This window comes from Halopiger djelfimassiliensis (assembly GCF_000455365.1).
GTDB classification, from domain to species: Archaea; Halobacteriota; Halobacteria; order Halobacteriales; family Natrialbaceae; genus Halopiger_B; species Halopiger_B djelfimassiliensis.
Genome location: NZ_HG315686.1, coordinates 622,536 through 638,785 on the forward strand (window position 1 = coordinate 622,536; position 16,250 = coordinate 638,785).

Annotated in this window: 17 protein-coding genes and 1 tRNA gene; 9 read left to right on the forward strand and 9 right to left on the reverse strand. The window is 63.4% G+C overall.

What is annotated here, in order from left to right:
- Positions 1 to 201: 201 nt before the first annotated feature.
- From TX80_RS14015 to TX80_RS14030, 4 genes are all read right to left on the reverse strand, one after another.
- Entirely contained in the window at positions 202 to 450 is a 249-nt protein-coding gene (locus TX80_RS14015) for a PRC-barrel domain-containing protein (protein ID WP_049923742.1), read from the reverse strand.
- A gap of 67 nt (positions 451 to 517) precedes the next feature.
- Positions 518 to 1,849, reverse strand: a complete 1,332-nt coding sequence (locus TX80_RS14020) for a RimK family alpha-L-glutamate ligase (protein ID WP_049923744.1) — start codon at positions 1,847 to 1,849, stop codon at positions 518 to 520.
- A gap of 95 nt (positions 1,850 to 1,944) precedes the next feature.
- Positions 1,945 to 3,414, reverse strand: a complete 1,470-nt coding sequence (locus tag TX80_RS14025; RefSeq protein WP_049923745.1) for a flippase — start codon at positions 3,412 to 3,414, stop codon at positions 1,945 to 1,947.
- 251 nt (positions 3,415 to 3,665) lie between these two features.
- Positions 3,666 to 4,415 carry a GNAT family N-acetyltransferase gene (locus TX80_RS14030; RefSeq protein ID WP_049923746.1) on the reverse strand — a complete coding sequence of 250 codons (750 nt, stop codon included), beginning with the start codon at positions 4,413 to 4,415 and terminating at the stop codon, positions 3,666 to 3,668.
- Between the two features lie 157 nt (positions 4,416 to 4,572).
- Between TX80_RS14030 and TX80_RS14035 the strand changes: the two genes are divergently transcribed.
- The 6 genes from TX80_RS14035 (at position 4,573) to TX80_RS14060 (ending at position 10,820) form a co-directional block, all read left to right on the forward strand.
- Complete coding sequence (locus TX80_RS14035) at positions 4,573 to 5,670, forward strand: succinylglutamate desuccinylase/aspartoacylase family protein (protein WP_049924096.1); 1,098 nt, start codon at positions 4,573 to 4,575, stop codon at positions 5,668 to 5,670.
- A 239-nt stretch (positions 5,671 to 5,909) separates the two neighbouring features.
- The gene (sdhC, locus tag TX80_RS14040; protein ID WP_049923747.1) at positions 5,910 to 6,341 is read left to right on the forward strand and encodes a succinate dehydrogenase, cytochrome b556 subunit; all 432 of its coding nucleotides are present in this window, start codon (positions 5,910 to 5,912) and stop codon (positions 6,339 to 6,341) included.
- Complete coding sequence (locus tag TX80_RS14045; RefSeq protein ID WP_049923748.1) at positions 6,341 to 6,706, forward strand: succinate dehydrogenase; 366 nt, start codon at positions 6,341 to 6,343, stop codon at positions 6,704 to 6,706. Before sdhC ends, TX80_RS14045 begins: the two co-directional genes overlap by 1 nt.
- Before the next feature lies 1 nt (position 6,707).
- Entirely contained in the window at positions 6,708 to 7,586 is an 879-nt protein-coding gene (locus TX80_RS14050) for a succinate dehydrogenase/fumarate reductase iron-sulfur subunit (protein WP_049923749.1), read from the forward strand.
- Between the two features lies 1 nt (position 7,587).
- Positions 7,588 to 9,423 (forward strand): FAD-binding protein, encoded by a 1,836-nt coding sequence (locus TX80_RS14055; protein ID WP_049923750.1) that lies wholly within the window; start codon positions 7,588 to 7,590, stop codon positions 9,421 to 9,423.
- A gap of 92 nt (positions 9,424 to 9,515) precedes the next feature.
- The gene (locus TX80_RS14060) at positions 9,516 to 10,820 is read left to right on the forward strand and encodes a 5'-deoxyadenosine deaminase (RefSeq protein ID WP_049923751.1); all 1,305 of its coding nucleotides are present in this window, start codon (positions 9,516 to 9,518) and stop codon (positions 10,818 to 10,820) included.
- Between the two features lie 42 nt (positions 10,821 to 10,862).
- On the opposite strand, the gene TX80_RS14065 is transcribed toward TX80_RS14060, so the two are convergent.
- On the reverse strand, positions 10,863 to 11,057 hold the full coding sequence (locus tag TX80_RS14065) for a XapX domain-containing protein (RefSeq protein WP_049923752.1): 195 nt from the start codon (positions 11,055 to 11,057) through the stop codon (positions 10,863 to 10,865).
- Positions 11,058 to 11,215: 158 nt separating this feature from the next.
- Between TX80_RS14065 and TX80_RS14070 the strand changes: the two genes are divergently transcribed.
- Positions 11,216 to 11,440: a MarR family transcriptional regulator gene (locus tag TX80_RS14070; protein ID WP_049923753.1), complete on the forward strand. Its 225-nt coding sequence runs from the start codon at positions 11,216 to 11,218 to the stop codon at positions 11,438 to 11,440.
- 28 nt (positions 11,441 to 11,468) lie between these two features.
- Here TX80_RS14070 and TX80_RS14075 read toward each other — a convergent pair whose 3' ends face one another.
- From TX80_RS14075 to TX80_RS14085, 3 genes are all read right to left on the reverse strand, one after another.
- The gene (locus TX80_RS14075) at positions 11,469 to 12,284 is read right to left on the reverse strand and encodes an HD domain-containing protein (protein ID WP_049923755.1); all 816 of its coding nucleotides are present in this window, start codon (positions 12,282 to 12,284) and stop codon (positions 11,469 to 11,471) included.
- Between the two features lie 61 nt (positions 12,285 to 12,345).
- The gene (locus TX80_RS14080) at positions 12,346 to 12,825 is read right to left on the reverse strand and encodes a redoxin domain-containing protein (RefSeq protein ID WP_049923756.1); all 480 of its coding nucleotides are present in this window, start codon (positions 12,823 to 12,825) and stop codon (positions 12,346 to 12,348) included.
- A gap of 166 nt (positions 12,826 to 12,991) precedes the next feature.
- Positions 12,992 to 13,708: an archaellin/type IV pilin N-terminal domain-containing protein gene (locus TX80_RS14085; RefSeq protein WP_049923757.1), complete on the reverse strand. Its 717-nt coding sequence runs from the start codon at positions 13,706 to 13,708 to the stop codon at positions 12,992 to 12,994.
- Between the two features lie 501 nt (positions 13,709 to 14,209).
- Here TX80_RS14085 and tatA point away from each other — a divergent pair.
- Positions 14,210 to 14,515 (forward strand): twin-arginine translocase TatA/TatE family subunit, encoded by a 306-nt coding sequence (tatA, locus tag TX80_RS14090; protein WP_049923758.1) that lies wholly within the window; start codon positions 14,210 to 14,212, stop codon positions 14,513 to 14,515.
- A gap of 13 nt (positions 14,516 to 14,528) precedes the next feature.
- Positions 14,529 to 14,601 (forward strand) — tRNA-Arg (locus tag TX80_RS14095).
- Between the two features lie 239 nt (positions 14,602 to 14,840).
- On the opposite strand, the gene TX80_RS14100 is transcribed toward TX80_RS14095, so the two are convergent.
- Entirely contained in the window at positions 14,841 to 16,085 is a 1,245-nt protein-coding gene (locus tag TX80_RS14100; RefSeq protein WP_049923759.1) for an acyl-CoA dehydrogenase family protein, read from the reverse strand.
- Positions 16,086 to 16,250: the final 165 nt, after the last annotated feature.

The following is a 16,250-nucleotide window of genomic DNA, read 5'->3' on the forward strand; positions in this document are numbered from 1 at the left end:
CTCTACGGCCCCACGCTTCGATCCGTCCCTGATCACGACGCGACCGACAGACCCATCGTTCAGAGGCCGTCGGATGCTCGTCGCTTCGAACTCGTTTCAGGAGGATACGCCGTCCGATACTCCGATCGTCACAAATCGGTCCGGAAAGGACGATGCCCTGTTATCGCTCGACGGGACCGCAAGAACCGATCGCCAGCCGCCTCACTCGGCTCCGGCCCGTTCGACGATCAGGTAGTCGTCGAGTCCGCTGATGTACCGGGCAGAAACCGGGATCAGGCCGTCGTCCGTCGTTTCGATGCCGTGTGAGGCGTCGGCGGGCGGCGAGACGTACACCGTTTCGAGCGCGCCCGTCTCGAGGTTCATCGTCACGTTGTGGACGGTCCCGAGTTTCGTCCCGTCCGATTTCATGACTGGCTTCTCGGAGAGCGTCGATGCGAGGACCTTCGACATGGGATTATGTTCGATAAACTGGACAATAAAGTTAGCTTTTCGCCGCCGCAGGAACGGTTCGACGGAGTCACTCTTCTTCCGGCGTATCGCCCGTGTCCCGGTCGATCCGACGGCTGACGTCGACGCGGTAGTTCTCGAGGATGTCCCGTCCGAGCAACACCGGATAGTCCATGTGACTGCGGTCCTCGACGCTTGCGGTAACGGTATGTTGGTTACCGCCGACGCCGACGACGACGTCGACGACGGGACGGCTCTTTGCGGTCTTGCTGCTTCCGGACCTGATACGCGTGATGGACTTGATCGGTCCGGCCCCGATGTCGGCCGCGAGCGCGGTATCGATACTCGTTCGCGTCGCGCCGGTGTCGGACTTCGCCAGCACCGACTTCGACCCGCTGGTTCCCGAGAGGACGACCTCCTCGGTGTAGCCGATCACGGCCGGTTCCGCGTCCGGTTCCGCCGTCGTGACCGGTTGTGCCGTCGGCCGTGAATCGTCGAGGACCGTCGCGAGGTCCCGGACGCGTTCGTCGTCGACCTCGCCGCCTGCGCGTTCGATCGCGAGTCGCGCGATGTACGGTGCGGGGCTGACGCGGGTAGCTTCGTAGAGGCCCTTGAATCCCGCGGTCGGGTTCACCTCGAGGACGAACCAGCCTTCGTCGCCCTCGACCAGATCGACGCCGGCGTAGTCGAGGCCGACGGCGTCGGCCGCCCGTCGGGCCATCTCGCGGGCCCGTTCGGGAAGGTCTGCGGTCGCGTCCTCGACGCTGCCGCCGAGCGCGACGTTGGTCCGCCAGTCGTTATCCGGCGCGTAGCGGTACATCGCGGCGATGATCTCGCCGTCGACGACGTAGACCCGCACGTCACGGTGGCGAGCATCGTCGCGGTCGATCAGTTCCTGCAGGAACGCGTACCGGTTTCCGACCTTCGGGTTCACGGGGTCGTCGGGGCCGACCTTCCACGTCCCGCCGCCGTGAGTTCCGATCGCCGTCTTGTAGACGGCTTCCTCGCCGTAGCGGCTGCGAGCGGCGTTTAGCTGGTCGCTGTTGAGCGCCAGCGTGACGTCCGGCGTCCGAACGTCGTTGGCCGCAAGCGTCGTCGCCGTCGAGAGCTTGTGAACCGCCGTCAACACCGACCCGGGTTCGTTGAGCATCGGCACCAGCTGCGCGAACGTGTTCGCGAGTCCGAGCTCCTCGGCGGGGTGTTCGGTGTTCGACAGCAACAGCCGGTTCGCGATCACGTCCACTTCCGGCTCGAGGACGACGCTTCCGTCGGTAACGCTGATCGCGGTGTTTTCGGTCCGGAGCCACGCGGTCTCGTGTCCGAGCGCTTCGACGGCGTTGAGTATCGCTTTCGTTTCCTTGCTCGTGTGAAGACTCAACACCCCGACGGTGACGGAATCCATACCCTAGCCACACGGCGACGCGAGGGATAAGTATTGCCAGTCAATCGCACTCAAGCTTCCGGGATCGAGCAACGGCGACCGCCGCCGTCACGTCCCTACGTGATCGCCGACCGAACCTCCCGCGGATCGACGAGCCCGCTCGCGACGGCGAGCGTCGCCCAGGTGATCGCACCGAGGCCGATTGCACCGAACAGCATCACCACGCTCGAGACCAGCGGCGTCACGAGCAGGACGGCGACGGCCATCACGCCGGTAATTGCACAGACGATCCCCATCGAACGGGCGAGCCGATCGAGATGGAGCGACAGCTCCTGATGGACGATATAGAGGTTTACGGTCACGTACACCGAGTGGGTCGCGACGGTCGCGATCGCAGCGCCGACGACGCCGATCGTCGGGATGAGCACGAGGTTCAACAGGAAGTTCGCGACGGCCATCGCCCCCTTCGCGACGGCGCGGTCTCGAGCGCGCCCGAGGTAGTCGAGGCTGTCGCTGGTCAGGTTCGTGATCGCCTGTAACACGATAAACCCCGCAAAGACCTGTAACACGGGGATCGCCCCGGCGTAGTCGCCGCCGAAGATCATCGTGACGAACGGCTCCGCGACGATGGCCAGCCCGACCGCCGCCGGAACGTACAGCACCATCGTCTGGGTCAGCGACGTCTCGTAGATCCGGCGCGCCCGCTCGAGCCGATCGGCGGCCCGGTGTTCCCCGAAGTTGGGCGAGATCGTAAAGCCGAGCGCTTCGGCCGGGGCGAGCACGAAATCGGATATCTGCTTTGCGAGCGTGTAGAAGGCGACCGCCGTCGGCGTGAGAAAGACGCCGACGAGGACGGTATCGATCCGTTTGTCCAGCACGTTCGCGCTCCGGGTCGCCGTCAGCGGAACGCTGTACTCGAGCAGCCGACGCGAGAGCCCCTCCTCGTACCGGTCGGCCGGTTCGTACTCCCGGTAGAAGCGTTCGTAGAGGATCGTTACCCCGACCGCGGCGGCGATCGTGTATCCGACGATGTAGCCGAAAAGCGCTCCGAGCGCGCCGAACCCGACGAGAACGAACGCCACGGCGAACACGAGCCGACAGACGCCGCCGATGGCCTGAATCGCGGCGCTGTATCCGAGTTCGTTGAATCCCTGAAAGGCGATCTGGGTGAAGCCGTTGAACGAGTTGGCCACGATGTAGATGACCCCCGCCGCGAGAAACGGTGCTGCACTCGGCTCGCGGAGAAGGGCCGCGATCTCCGCGTGAAAGAGCAACAACACGGCTGCGACGGAGCCGACCACACAGAGCTTGTAGGCGATCGTCGACCGGAGCAGGTGCGGGATCTGTCCCGGCTCCGCCTCGCCGTACTCGGAGATGTATCGCGCGGCGGACTTTCCCAGGCCGAGATCGGCGACAAGCTGGACGACGGACAGAACACCGATCGCCCAGTACAGCGCACCGTACCCGTCGGGATCGAGGAGATACCGCGCAAGCACGAACATCAAAACGGCGCTCGAACCCATGTAAACGGCTCGAGCGACGAGCGTCGCTTTGAACCCGCGAACGATGTGATCCTGTGAGCTCATGGTCGGTGACTGTTCGCGCCGTCGGAGCGAACGGCGACGGCTCGACTCACTCCTCGCAAAACGAAATCGAGCCATTGTAATGCGGTGCCAACAGCTGTAACGCCGGCATACCGCGGCTGAAATGTCGCTGTACAGTGTGGGTTCAGCACGTCGATCTACTGCCCACGGACGGCGTATAGACACATGGCAACAAATACAATACCGGGTCGTCCTCCGCCGACCGTCCGAACTGCTTTGGCCTCGAGACGGGACTAGAGGTACGAGGCGTCCCACCGGGTCGCCTTCCGGCGGTTTCCACAGACGTTACACTCGATCCGACCCATCGCGTCCATGGCGTTGTCGAGCGAGTCACAGTGGCCACAGAACCAGGCGTACAGCTCCGCTCGCTCCTCGTCCTCGTAGGCGGCGTAGAAGGGTGACCGGGAGCCGCGTGCGGCCTCCCCGTAGCTCACGTAGACGGTTTCCCCCTCGACCTCGAGTTCGTCGACCGCACCCCAGCCCTCGTCGCCGATCTCGCCCTCGACGTAGACGTTCTCGGTGAACGTCTCGTCGCCGATCTCGACCTCACGCTGGCCGGCCTGTTCGAAGCCGTGGTTTCGGTAGAACTCGTTGCCCCCCTCGTTGTCCGCGAGAACAAATCCCTGAATCCGATCGGCCCCCTCGTCGAGGAGTTTTTCGCGGGTCCGGATGAGCAGTCTGACGCCCGTCCCGTCGCCGCGGGTGTCGGGCTCGATATGCAGCCAGAGAATCCGACCGGTGCCGTAGCGCTGGCCGATCAGATCGTTCTGCGAGAACCCGACGACTTCGCCGTCGCGTTCGACGACGAGGACGAGCGCGTGATCGGCCTCGAGTTCGTCGGTAAACGACTCCCCGTACCATTGTTCGATCGCATCGTCGATGGTGTCCTCCCCGAGGAAGTCCGTGTACGTCGAACTGAGCGACTGCTGGGCGATCGAACGGATCGCGTCGACGTCTGACTCGGTGGCCTCGCGAATCTCCATGGCCGGCGCTACCACGGCATCGTACAAAACGTATGCCCACGGGGAGACGCCGTCTCCACCATCGGTCTGGAGCGAGGTTCCGAAAAGCTGGCACGCAACCGTTCACGAGACCGTCGGGGAGGGGAAGATTCACATTGCTTCCGGGGGTGAAACCGATATGAGCGACGACGCCGCGACCGGCGACAACCCGGACGAGATGGCGACAGCCGACGCCATCGACGAGGCGTTTACGTACGACGGCGGCCGCGTCGATCCCGGCGAATCGGCCAACATCCGGTACGGGATCAGCGAGACGTATCTCGGCGATCCGGTCAGGATCCCCGTCACGATTATCAACGGGGCGTCCCCGGGACCGACGGTCTTTCTCTCGGCGGCGGCACACGGCGACGAACTCAACGGGATCGAGGTCGTGCGCGAGGTCGCCCACGACTGGGATCACACGGAGCTTCACGGAACGCTGGTCTGTCTCCCCGTGATGAACGTCCCCGGCTTTCTCGCACAGGAACGGTACCTGCCGATATACGATCGGGATCTGAACCGGTCGTTTCCCGGCCGGGAGGGATCGACGAGCGCCCGACGGATGGCGTACCGAATCTTCACGAACTTCATCGAACCCTGTGACGTCGGGATCGACTTCCATACGTCGACGCGTGGCCGAACGAACATGCTTCATGTCCGGGCCAACACGGACGATCCGACCGTCGCCAGACTCGCCAACGCGTTCAGTTCGAACGTCATCATCGCCGGGGAAGGGCCGTCCGGGACCCTCCGACGGGAGGCGACCGAGGCCGGCGTCCCCACGATCACCGTCGAAATGGGCGAGGCTCACCGGTTCCAGCGACGACTGATCGACCGCGCACTGACCGGCGTCGCGAGCGTGCTCGCCGAATTCGGCCTGCACCGGGAGTCGTCGGTCCACTGGCCCGGCTGGCGCACCGTTATCCACGACGACGACGAGAAAACGTGGCTCCGGGCCGACGCCGGCGGAATCGTCGACATGAAACGCGGCCGCGGAGCCCTCGTCGAGGAGGGCGACGTGATCTGTACGATCACGAACCCCTTCAAGGAGGAAGACGACATCGTCACCGTCGAGGCCCCGTTTACCGGACTCATCGTCGGCGTCCTCGAGAACCCGGTAGTCTACCCGGGCAACCCGCTGTGTCACCTCGTCGGTCTCACGTCGGACACCCGAACGGCCCTCGAGCGCGAGCGCAGGACCGAACGTTCCCGATCGGAGCTTCGTCACAGCGGCTGAGGCCCGGCTCCACTCGAGTGTCGGACGGTCGCCGATCGGTGGCCGGGTCGTCGCTCGAGGGACGACCGCCCCACCCTCGTCGACCCATCTGACACATAATCTATATAAACGCCCCCGAACCGGTTCGGAGATTGTGGCGGGGACGAGTAAACATTCGCCGAAGACGGGTTCGTGACCCGATCCACGGAGCGATAAAAGTAACTTCTATACCCCCGCGGTCTAACGGTCCACATGAGCGTATGAGCCAGTCTTACAATCGCGGCCTCGTCGAGGACTTCGGGCGCTGGAAGGAGTTCTCGGCCGGCATGTGGGCGTGGATCTTCCACAAGTTCACCGGGTGGATGCTGATCGGCTACCTGTTTACCCACATCGCCGTGCTGAGCAGCGCTATCGGTGCCGCACGGGGCGATACGATGATGTTCGCCGGCGAACAGGTCAACGTATACACAGGCACGATTCAGGGACTCGAGAGCCTCTTTATCGTTCGGGTGCTCGAGGTCGGCCTGCTCGCGGTGGCCGTCTTCCACATTCTCAACGGGATCCGCTTGCTGATGGTCGACCTCGGCGTCGGGCTAGAGGCACAGGACAAGAGCTTCTACGCGTCGCTGATCCTGACGGGCGCGATCACCGTCGCCAGCGTCCCGACCTTCCTGACGGGGGTGGGCTTCTGATGGCGGAACGGTACTCCTCGTTTACCCCGGGCGGGACCGGATGGCTCCTCCAGCGGATCACGGCGGCGTTTCTCGTCGTCGTTCTCGCGTTTCACTTCTTCCAGTTGCACTTCGTCACTCACGCCGCCGACGTCACGTTCACCGGCACGCAGGACCGGATGGCGAACATCGGCTACTTCCTGACGATGGTGTTGTTCCTCGTCGCCGGTACCTTCCACGGCGTCAACGGCGTTTACAACGCTCTGGTCAACCAGGGTCTCGAGGGCACCCCCAAGAAAGTCATGCTCGCGGTCCTAACGATTGCAGGTGGGGCACTCATCGCGCAGGGAACCTACGTTGCGCTCGTCATGGCAGGGATGATCTAATATGAGCACTCAACAGCAAGAACCCGAGAGCCAGGAGGCACCGAAAGACCCCGAGATGAAGGGGGCCGAGTCGCCACAGGACCGGCGACTCAAGGAGAAAGAACAGGGGCTTGCCGAGAAAGAAACGGTCGACGAATCCGAACTCGAGGGGGAGACGGTCCACATCAAGGTGTTCCGCTACGACCCCGAAGTCGAAGGCAAACAGGAGCCCCGCTTCGACGACTTCCACGTCCCCTTCGAGAAGGGGATGACCGTCCTCGACGCGGTCATGTACGCCCGCGATGAGTTCGACTCCTCGCTTACCTTCCGACACTCCTGCCGACAGGCCGTCTGTGGCTCCGACGCCTTCTTCGTCAACGGCAAGCAGCGACTCGGCTGCAAGACCCAGATCTCGGACCTCGAGCAGCCGATCCGCATCGAGCCGCTGCCACATCAGGAGGTCGTGAAGGACCTGGTCGTCGACATGGACCACTTCTACGACCAGATGCACACCGTCGAGCCGTACTTCCAGGACGAGGACACGCCCGACGCGGCCGATCTGGAGGAGCAGCGCCAGAGCCCCGAGAACCGCGAGAAGATCAAGATGTCCTCGCGGTGTATCTGGTGTGGTGCCTGCATGTCCTCGTGTAACATCGCGGCCGGCGACAACGAGTACCTCGGTCCCGCGGCGATCAACAAGGCCTACAAGTTCGCCATGGACGACCGCGAGAGCGAGGAGATCAAGGAGCATCGCCTGCGCATCCTCGAACAGGAACACGGCGTCTGGCGGTGCCAGACCCAGTTTTCCTGTACCGAGGTGTGTCCGAAGGATATCCCGCTGACCGAGCACATTCAGGAACTCAAGCGGGAAGCAGTCAAGAAGAACCTGAAGTTCTGGTAACATGTACGAACACGACGTCATCGTGGTCGGCGCTGGCGGCGCCGGCCTCCGTGCCGCGATCGCAGCGCACGAGGCGGGAGCCGACACGGCTATCGTCTCGAAACTCCACCCGGTCCGCAGTCACACCGGTGCTGCCGAAGGTGGCATCAACGCCGCCCTTCAGGAGGGCGACGACTGGGAACTCCACGCCTACGACACCATGAAGGGGTCGGACTACCTGGGCGACGCCCCGGCCGTCGAAACCCTCGCACAGGACGCTCCCGAGGACACGATGCGACTCGAGCACTGGGGGATGCCGTTCTCCCGCGAGGAGGACGGACGGGTCTCCCAGCGGCCGTTCGGCGGCCTCTCCTATCCGCGAACCACCTACGCCGGGGCTGAGACCGGCCATCACCTGCTGCATACGATGTACGAGCAGGTCGTCAAGCGAGGCATTCAGGTCTACGACGAATGGTACGTAATGAACCTCGCGACGACCGACGAGGACGACCCCAACGAACGCGACTGTCACGGCGTCGTCGCCTACGACGTCCAGTCCGGCCAGATTGAAGGGTTCAAGGCGAACAACGGCGTCGTACTGGCGACCGGCGGTCCCGGACAGGCCTTCGACCACACCACCAACGCCGTCTCCTGTACCGGCGACGGCCACGCGATGGCCTACCGTGCGGGCGCGCCGCTCGAGGATATGGAGTTCATCCAGTTCCACCCGACCTCGCTGCCGTCGACAGGGGTACTCATCTCCGAGGGCGTCCGCGGCGAGGGCGGCATCCTCTACAACAGCGAGGGCGAGCGGTTCATGTTCGAGTACGGCTACGCGAACAACTCCGGCGAACTCGCCTCCCGCGACGTCGTCGCCCGGGCCGAACTCACCGAAGTCGCAGAGGGACGCGGAATCGACGACGAGTACGTCCACCTCGACATGCGCCATCTCGGCGAGGAGCGCATCATGGACCGCCTCGAGAACATCCTGCACCTCGCGGAGGACTTCGAGGGCGTCGACGGTCTCGTCGAACCGATGCCGGTCAAACCCGGCCAGCACTACGCGATGGGCGGGATCGAGACCGACGAGAACGGCCAGACCTGTATCAACGGCCTCTACGCGGCCGGCGAGTGTGCTTGCGTCTCCGTCCACGGCGGCAACCGGCTGGGCGGCAACGCGCTGCCGGAACTGATCGTTTTCGGCAAACGTGCCGGCCGCCACGCCGCCGGCGAAGATCTCGGCGAGGCCGAGATCCGGACCGGCTACGGCGACGATGTCGAGGACGAAACCGACACCGAGCTTCCGGTCCAACCCGGTAGCGCCGGGCTGGCGGATACCGGCGTCGCCGCGGACGGCGGCGTCACCGCCGATGCGGAGGGGCTGCTCGAGCGCGCGGTCGAGCGCGAGCGCGAACGCGTCGATCGCCTGATGGACCGCGACAGCGGCGTCCAGCACGCCGAGATCCGCTCGAAGCTCCAGCAGGCGATGACCGATCACGTCAACGTCTTCCGCACTGCGGAAGGCGTCAAGAAGGCGCTCAGGACCATCCGAGAGTGTCGCGAGGAGTACCAGAACGTCTACGTCGACGATCCGTCGCGGACGTTCAACACCGACCTCCAGCAGACGATCGAGACGCGGAACCTGATCGACGTCGCCGAGACGATCGCGCTCGGTGCCCTGGTCCGCAACGAGTTCCGGGGTGCCCACTGGCGACAGGAGAACCAGGTTCGCGACGACGAAAACTGGCTCAAACACACGCTCATCTCCTGGAACGGCGGCAATCCCGAGATCTTCTACCGTCCGGTGATCCTCGAGGGCGAAGAGAAGACCTACGAGCCCAAAGAGCGCAGCTACTGACGCGACTATCGATTTTCGGGTCGCTTCGACAACGGTAGCGACGCCGTCGCATCAGCAAAGCTAAGGGCGACGACGCGCTATCGTGGGTCGGTATGTTATTGTCGGGGACGGTCGTCGCTGACGCTGCAACCGTGCTTGACGACGGTGCGGTCGTCGTCGAAGACGATCGGATCGTCGCCGTCGGGGACCGGACGACGTGTCTCGAGCAGTATCCGGACCACGAACGCGAATCCTACGACGTGCTCGCGCCGGGAACGGTCGGTGGCCACGTTCACTCCGTCCAGAGCCTGGGTCGGGGCATCGCCGACGACACCGAGTTACTCGACTGGCTCTACGAGTACGTGTTGCCGATGGAGGCGTCGCTGTCGCGAGACGGGATGCGTACCGCGGCCGAACTCGGCTATCTCGAGTTGATCGAGAGCGGAACGACGACCTGCATCGATCATCTCTCGGTCGCCCACGCCGATGCGGCGTTCGAGGCGGCCCGTGATCTCGGCATCCGCGGCCGATTCGGAAAGGTCCTGATGGACAAGGAGGCACCGCCGGGACTGCTCGAGGATACCGAGGCGGCGCTTGCAGAGAGCGAGCGTCTCATCCGTCGCTATCACGGTCTCGACGACGGTCGGATCCGGTATGCCGTGACGCCCCGGTTCGCGGTAAGCTGTACCGAGGCCTGTCTGCGCGGGACGCGGGAACTCGCCGACGACTACGACGGCGTGATGATCCACACCCACGCGAGCGAGAATCAGGGCGAAATCGCAACCGTAGAGGACGAAACCGGCCGCCGGAACATCCACTGGCTCGACGAGGTCGGATTGACGGGCGAGGACGTCGTGCTTGCCCACTGCGTCTGGACCGACGAGAGCGAGCGGGAGGTACTCGCGGAAACCGGCACCAACGTGACGTATTGTCCGTCTTCGAACATGAAACTGGCAAGCGGCGTCGCCCCCGTGCTCGACTATCTCGACCGCGGGATCAACGTCGCGCTGGGTAACGACGGGCCGCCGTGTAACAACACGCTGGACCCGTTCACGGAGATGCGACAGGCTACGCTCCTCCAGAAGGTCGACCACCTCGAGCCACAGGCGCTGCCGGCCCCGACGGTGTTCGAAATGGCGACGAGAAACGGGGCGAAGGCCGCCGGGTTCGACCGCGTCGGAAAACTCCGCGAGGGATGGAAAGCCGACATCATCGGCCTCGAGACGGACCTGACACGCGCAACGCCGCTGCACGACGTTCTATCACACCTCGTGTTCGCCGCCCACGGCGACGACGTCCGGTTTACGATGGTCGACGGCGAGGTGTTGATGCGCGACGGTGAGATCCTCGTCGCGGACGCCGAAGCGATCCGGGAACGGGCCCGGGAGTTCGCGGCCGAACTGAACGCGGCCCCCTGACGGGATGGTTCGACGGTTGTCGTCACGGCAGCCGTCGATCGGTCAGAACCCGAGCGCATCGAGAACGTCAACGCTGCGGTCCGCGGCACGAACCAGTTTGTACCCGAGATAGATCCCGACGATCCCCATGAGGCCGGGTAACTCCGGCGGGGCCGGAATCGGGACTTCGAACAACGCAAAGAACACACCGGTGAGTGCTCCGGTCAGCAAACCGAGCACGACGAGTTCGAGATTCATACCGATGAGCGGAGCGGCGACGGCAAAAGCACACTGGCTCCGAGGTCGCCCGCTCCCGAACGCAACGCGAAACCGACACCGAAACCCGCTGCCCACGGCTGATTTTCGACATCTGACGACACTCAGTTTTAATATCGTCGAATAACTGATGATCGGGTATGGATACCGACGGGCAGGCACGCACCGCAGTATCGATCCCGAGCGACATCGAGTCGGCACAGGCGAAACTGGTGTACCTCTATCTCTCCATCCGACAGGGCGCGTCCGCCGACGACATCTGTACGGCCCTCGAGTTATCGAAGGGAACCGTCCTCTCGATTGCGGGCACGCTTCGGGAGCGTGGGCACCTCGAACGAACGGATACCGGTTTCGCCCTCGCTTGAACCCTCCGCGCCGCTGAAAAACCGATCTTCAGAGTTCGATCCGTTCGACCAACTGCTCGTGGTTCTCGTTCGTGTTGACCGCGACGATTCTGATCTCGTCCTCGAGTCCCGAGTTTCGGAGTTTCGCCTTGAGCAGATTGTCGACCTGATAGACGCCGGCGGCGTTGGTCATCGCGATTTCGACCATCACGGGGGCCGTCTCGCCCTCGTGTAAGGAGACGCGACTGATCGCCTGACTCGAGAGGGTGTTGATCCCGCGGCCGCCGTGCTCGTAGGGAATCCGCGAGCGCCCGCTTTCCATATCGAGGGCGTCGGCGACGCGGATGATGCCGGCTTCAGTCGTCAGCGGCGTTTCGGCCGTGTGATGACAAAGGATCGCGTGCAGGATCTCGCCTTTCATCCGGACCGTCTCGGCGAGATCGTAGAACTCGGGGAGAAGTCGGTCGAGAACGTCGGCGGCAAGCGGGATCGAGTAATAAACGTGCTCGTCACGGTGGACGACGTGTCCGATGTCATGCAGGGTCGCCGCGAGCGCGATGATGACCGACTCGTCCTCCTCGGCGAGTCCCTGTTCGCGCGCGCCGTTGAAATCGACGTTGCTCGCCTTCAGCAGGTCGTACAGACAGAGCGCCCGGTTGCGAACGATTTCGATGTGTTTGGTGCCGTGATCGTTGTAGCGCATCCGGTCGACCGCGTTGACGTTCTGGGCCTCGAGATACGTCTGGATCTCCTCGTCGTCCTCGATAAACTCGAGGACGGCGTTCAGTTTCTCATCGGGAAATGCATGGGTCTCGTCGGGGGAGTAGACGCGATAGCCGCGTTCGTCGCCGGCAGAATCGCTCATACTGGAACGTCGGGGGCGGGCTAAAAAAGGGCTGCGACGGCAGCCGTTCGAACGGCCCGGTTCAGGCGGCTGCGTCGACGGCGTCCTCGACCTCGTCGTAGTCGGGTTCGACGCCGGGATCGTCGCTGACCCATGCGTAGGTGATCTCGCCGTCGCCGTCGACGACGAATACGGACCGCTTTGCGACGTCGTAGACGCCGAGATCATCGAAATCCATCTCGAGGCCGTACTCGGCGACGATCTCACGGTTGAGGTCGCTGATGAGTCCGAACTCGAGGTCGTTCTGGGCGCGGAATTCGTTGAGCGTAAACGGGGAGTCCCGGCTGATGCCGTAGACGGTCGCATCGAGGTCCTCGAACGCCGCGAGTCGGTCCTGGAACGTACACATCTCGCTCGTACAGACCGACGTGAACGCGCCCGGGAAGAACGCGAGAACGATCGGTGCCTCGTCCTCGAGGCGCTCGGAGAGCGTGAACGATTCGATATCGCCGTTTGCAAGCGGTGCGGTGAAGTCTGGTGCGGAATCGCCAGTCGTTGCCATCGTCGCCACCTTACGTGCAAGCGGGAAAGACAGTTTCGTTCGCGGACGGGTCGGTCGAGAACCGGTGGCGACTCGAGCAGTCGCGGCTCCGTCGGTCGAGTCGCCGCTATCCAGTGGAACCGGGTCATCGGCAAATCCGGAAGTCGACGGTGCGTTTCGCTCGCCGTTAGAGTCGCACCGCCGGATCGTCCTGAATGATGTCCGGTGCGTTGAGCACCGTAACGAGCTGTCCACCCGAAGCCAACGAGAGCGTGAGTTCGACCGAGTCACCCTGCCCGAGGAGATCCGGCTGCTGGAGATCACCGCTTCCGTCGACGATGAAATCGTTATCGGCTGCGGGATACTCCCCGAGGAGAATGACGATCTCGATCCGATCACTCTTTTGAGTGAGTATCTCGCTGTCGCCGATCTCACTTTTGATTTCCCTAGTGAAGAAGACGTTGTCCTGTTCGTTTTCCGCCGGTTCGAGTTCGTCCGTCGCAGGGAGGCCGTCGACGGTAAACGAATCGACTTCCGAGTGGAGGAGCGTGACTTCTTCGTCCGAAAGATACTGGATCGATGTCCGATTGAGGTCGATATCGTCGGCACCGGGACTCTTCTGGACGGTCATTCCGATCCGATAGATTTCGTCGTCGTCGGCACCGGTGGCGTTGACGTTGTCGTTGCCGCCGATCGTCTCGCCGATAGCGGACACCACCTGAATTTGATCGGCGACCTGTGCCGTGCTCTCTTCGCCGGTTGCCTCTGCCTGTGTCTGGAGGAAGCCAGCCGTATTGATCAGTACGCCTGCCGCAATAGCGGCGACCAGCACCATCGCGATGAACACGATGAGCGTGCCGATCCCCACTTGACCGCGATCGTCGTCGGTATCTCGTGCAAACATATTAGTTTCGCAGAACATCCACCATACCGGACGTTCCTGTGCAGATTGCGGTAGCGCTTCTAATACTCTTATGGCAGATTTTCCGATCGTATCATTTTAAAGACCATATGAGCGGCCCGATCATGACGCTCTCTCTGCACTCTTCCCTGATAGAAGGGTTCGAGCACTCGCGTACATTTCAGACACTTCATACAAGAACGCAAACCGGTGTTCGAACTCACCCGACCCTTTCCCATAACAATAGTATCATATTACCAATCCGGGGTAATCGAGTACGGCAAGGAGGCACCGTCGTTCGGCCGAACGTCCGACGAGAGAGCAAGCGTTCGTTCGTGGTCGTGGCTTCGAAGGCGCGACAGCTCCAGCCCTGTGTCGACAGCACAGCCGGTCTTGCAAGCCGTTTCGAGACAGGTGTCGTTCTCGAGCGGACTTTCACCGCCTCTTGCGTAACTAAGTGGTCCAAAAAGGTTATAATTGCCAGCGGGTAAGCCACGCATAGAGATGGTAGCCGAAATCGCACCGCTGTTCGCCCCGATTCCAGGGGGTCCGGAACTTCTGATCATCCTGTTCATCGCCATCTTGCTGTTCGGGGCAAACAAGATCCCGAAACTGGCACGGTCGACCGGCGAGGCCATGGGTGAATTCCAGAAGGGACGCGAAAAGGTCGAAACGGAACTCGAAGAAATGCGCGAATCGGGCGACTACGACGACCTCGACGAGAACGAGGACGACGACTTCGTCGACACGGAGCCGGTCACCTCCGAGGGGAGCGAAACCGAAACCGAGACGGAAACGGAAACCAACTAAGACGGTTTTTCCGGGGCGTGTGGCCTAGCGGACAGGGCAGGAGGTTCCTAACCTTCTGATCGTGGGTTCGAATCCCGCCACGCCCGTGCAGCGAACGGAGTGAGCGACCGCCACGCCCGTTATTGTGCCGAGCGACGACGAGGCCGATAACGGATCGTACGGGATTCGAATAAGAGACCGGCGAGCGAAGCGAGCCGTTCGCGTGGTTCGAGTCCCGCCACGCCCGTTTTTCTGGAGCCGCGACGAGTACTGTCACCGGAGCCATCGGCCTCGGGAGACAATCGCACAACGGAAGGAGACTGCCGAGACTCGAGTCCCGGGCGTCTCAGCGTCCACCAGCGCCGCGGTCCCGCGTCGGCTCGCCGAATCGAGTCACGGGCTCGAGTTCGTCGCGGTCGACGTCCTCGAAGGCGGCGCGCGCGATGACCCGACGGTGGACCTCGTCGGCCCCGTCGACGATCCGGAACTGTCGCACCGATTCGTAGAAGTCGGACAGCGGGAGGTCCTTGCCGATCCCGTTCGCACCGCAACACTGGACCGCGAGGTCGATCGCGTTCTGGGCGACCGACGCCGTGAACACTTTGCACATCGAGACCGGAACGCGGGCGTCATCGCCGGCGGTGATCCGATCGGCCGCGTCGCGGATCGCCGTCCGGGCGACGTGCAGTCGCGTCTCGGCGTCGGCGATCCGATGGCGGAGCGATCCCTGCTCCGAGAGCGTCGAGTCGAACCCGCGGCGTTCGCTGAGGTAGGCCTTTGCGATCTCGAGTGCCCGTTCGGCCATCCCGGCGTAGCGCATGCAGTGCGTGAGCCTGGCGGGACCGAGTCGCTCCTGGGCGTGGTGAAAGCCCCTGTTGCGCTCGCCCAGGAGATGTTCGTCGGGAACGCGGACGCCGTCGTACCGGATCTCGGCGTGGGAAACCCCGCGGTTACCGCCGCCCATGTGCGGAATGTCGCGGACGACCTCGACGCCGTCGGCGTCGGCCGGGACGAGAAAGAGCGAACACCCGTCGTAGGGATGTGCCTCCGGGTCGGTCCGGGCGAGGACGATCAGAACGTCGGCCTCGATACCCTGTGTCGTCCACCACTTGTGGCCGTCGATGAGCCACTCGTCGCCGTCCTTTTCGGCAGTGGTGCGGATCATCGTCGGGTCCGATCCGGCCCCCTGCATCGGCTCGGTCATCGAAAACCCGGACGCGAGTTCGCCGGCGACCAGCGGCTCGAGATAGGTTTCTTTCTGGAGGTCGGTCCCGACGAGTTCGAGGAGGTGCATGTTGCCTTCGTCGGGGGCGTCGACGCGCATCGCCACCGGACCGAGCAGACTGCGTCCGGCTTGCTCGAACGCCGGCAACGCGTCACGAAAGTCAAGCCCCATGCCGCCGTATTCCGCGGCGATCTGTGGCGCGTAGACGCCGTATTCGCGGGCCGCATCGCGTAGCGTCGCGACCGTCCCGCTCGAGACGGCCATGCCGCCGGGACGCTCCCGCTCGAGCGGGAGGATGACTTCTTCTAGCAGCGCACGAGCGCGGTCGGCGACGTCCTGTGCGCGATCGGAGTCAGGGTATCGCATACGAACACTCGCCGCTGGGACACGGTAGGTGGCGTGTCCCGATCCCATCTGAAGGGATATCGGGGAAGATACTTGCCACTGTATGTAGAATATCTTTGTTTGGCTTACAGTGTTTCAGACAACGGGTGCTGAGCAGTGAAACGGAAACCGGGGACACCGTTTTCC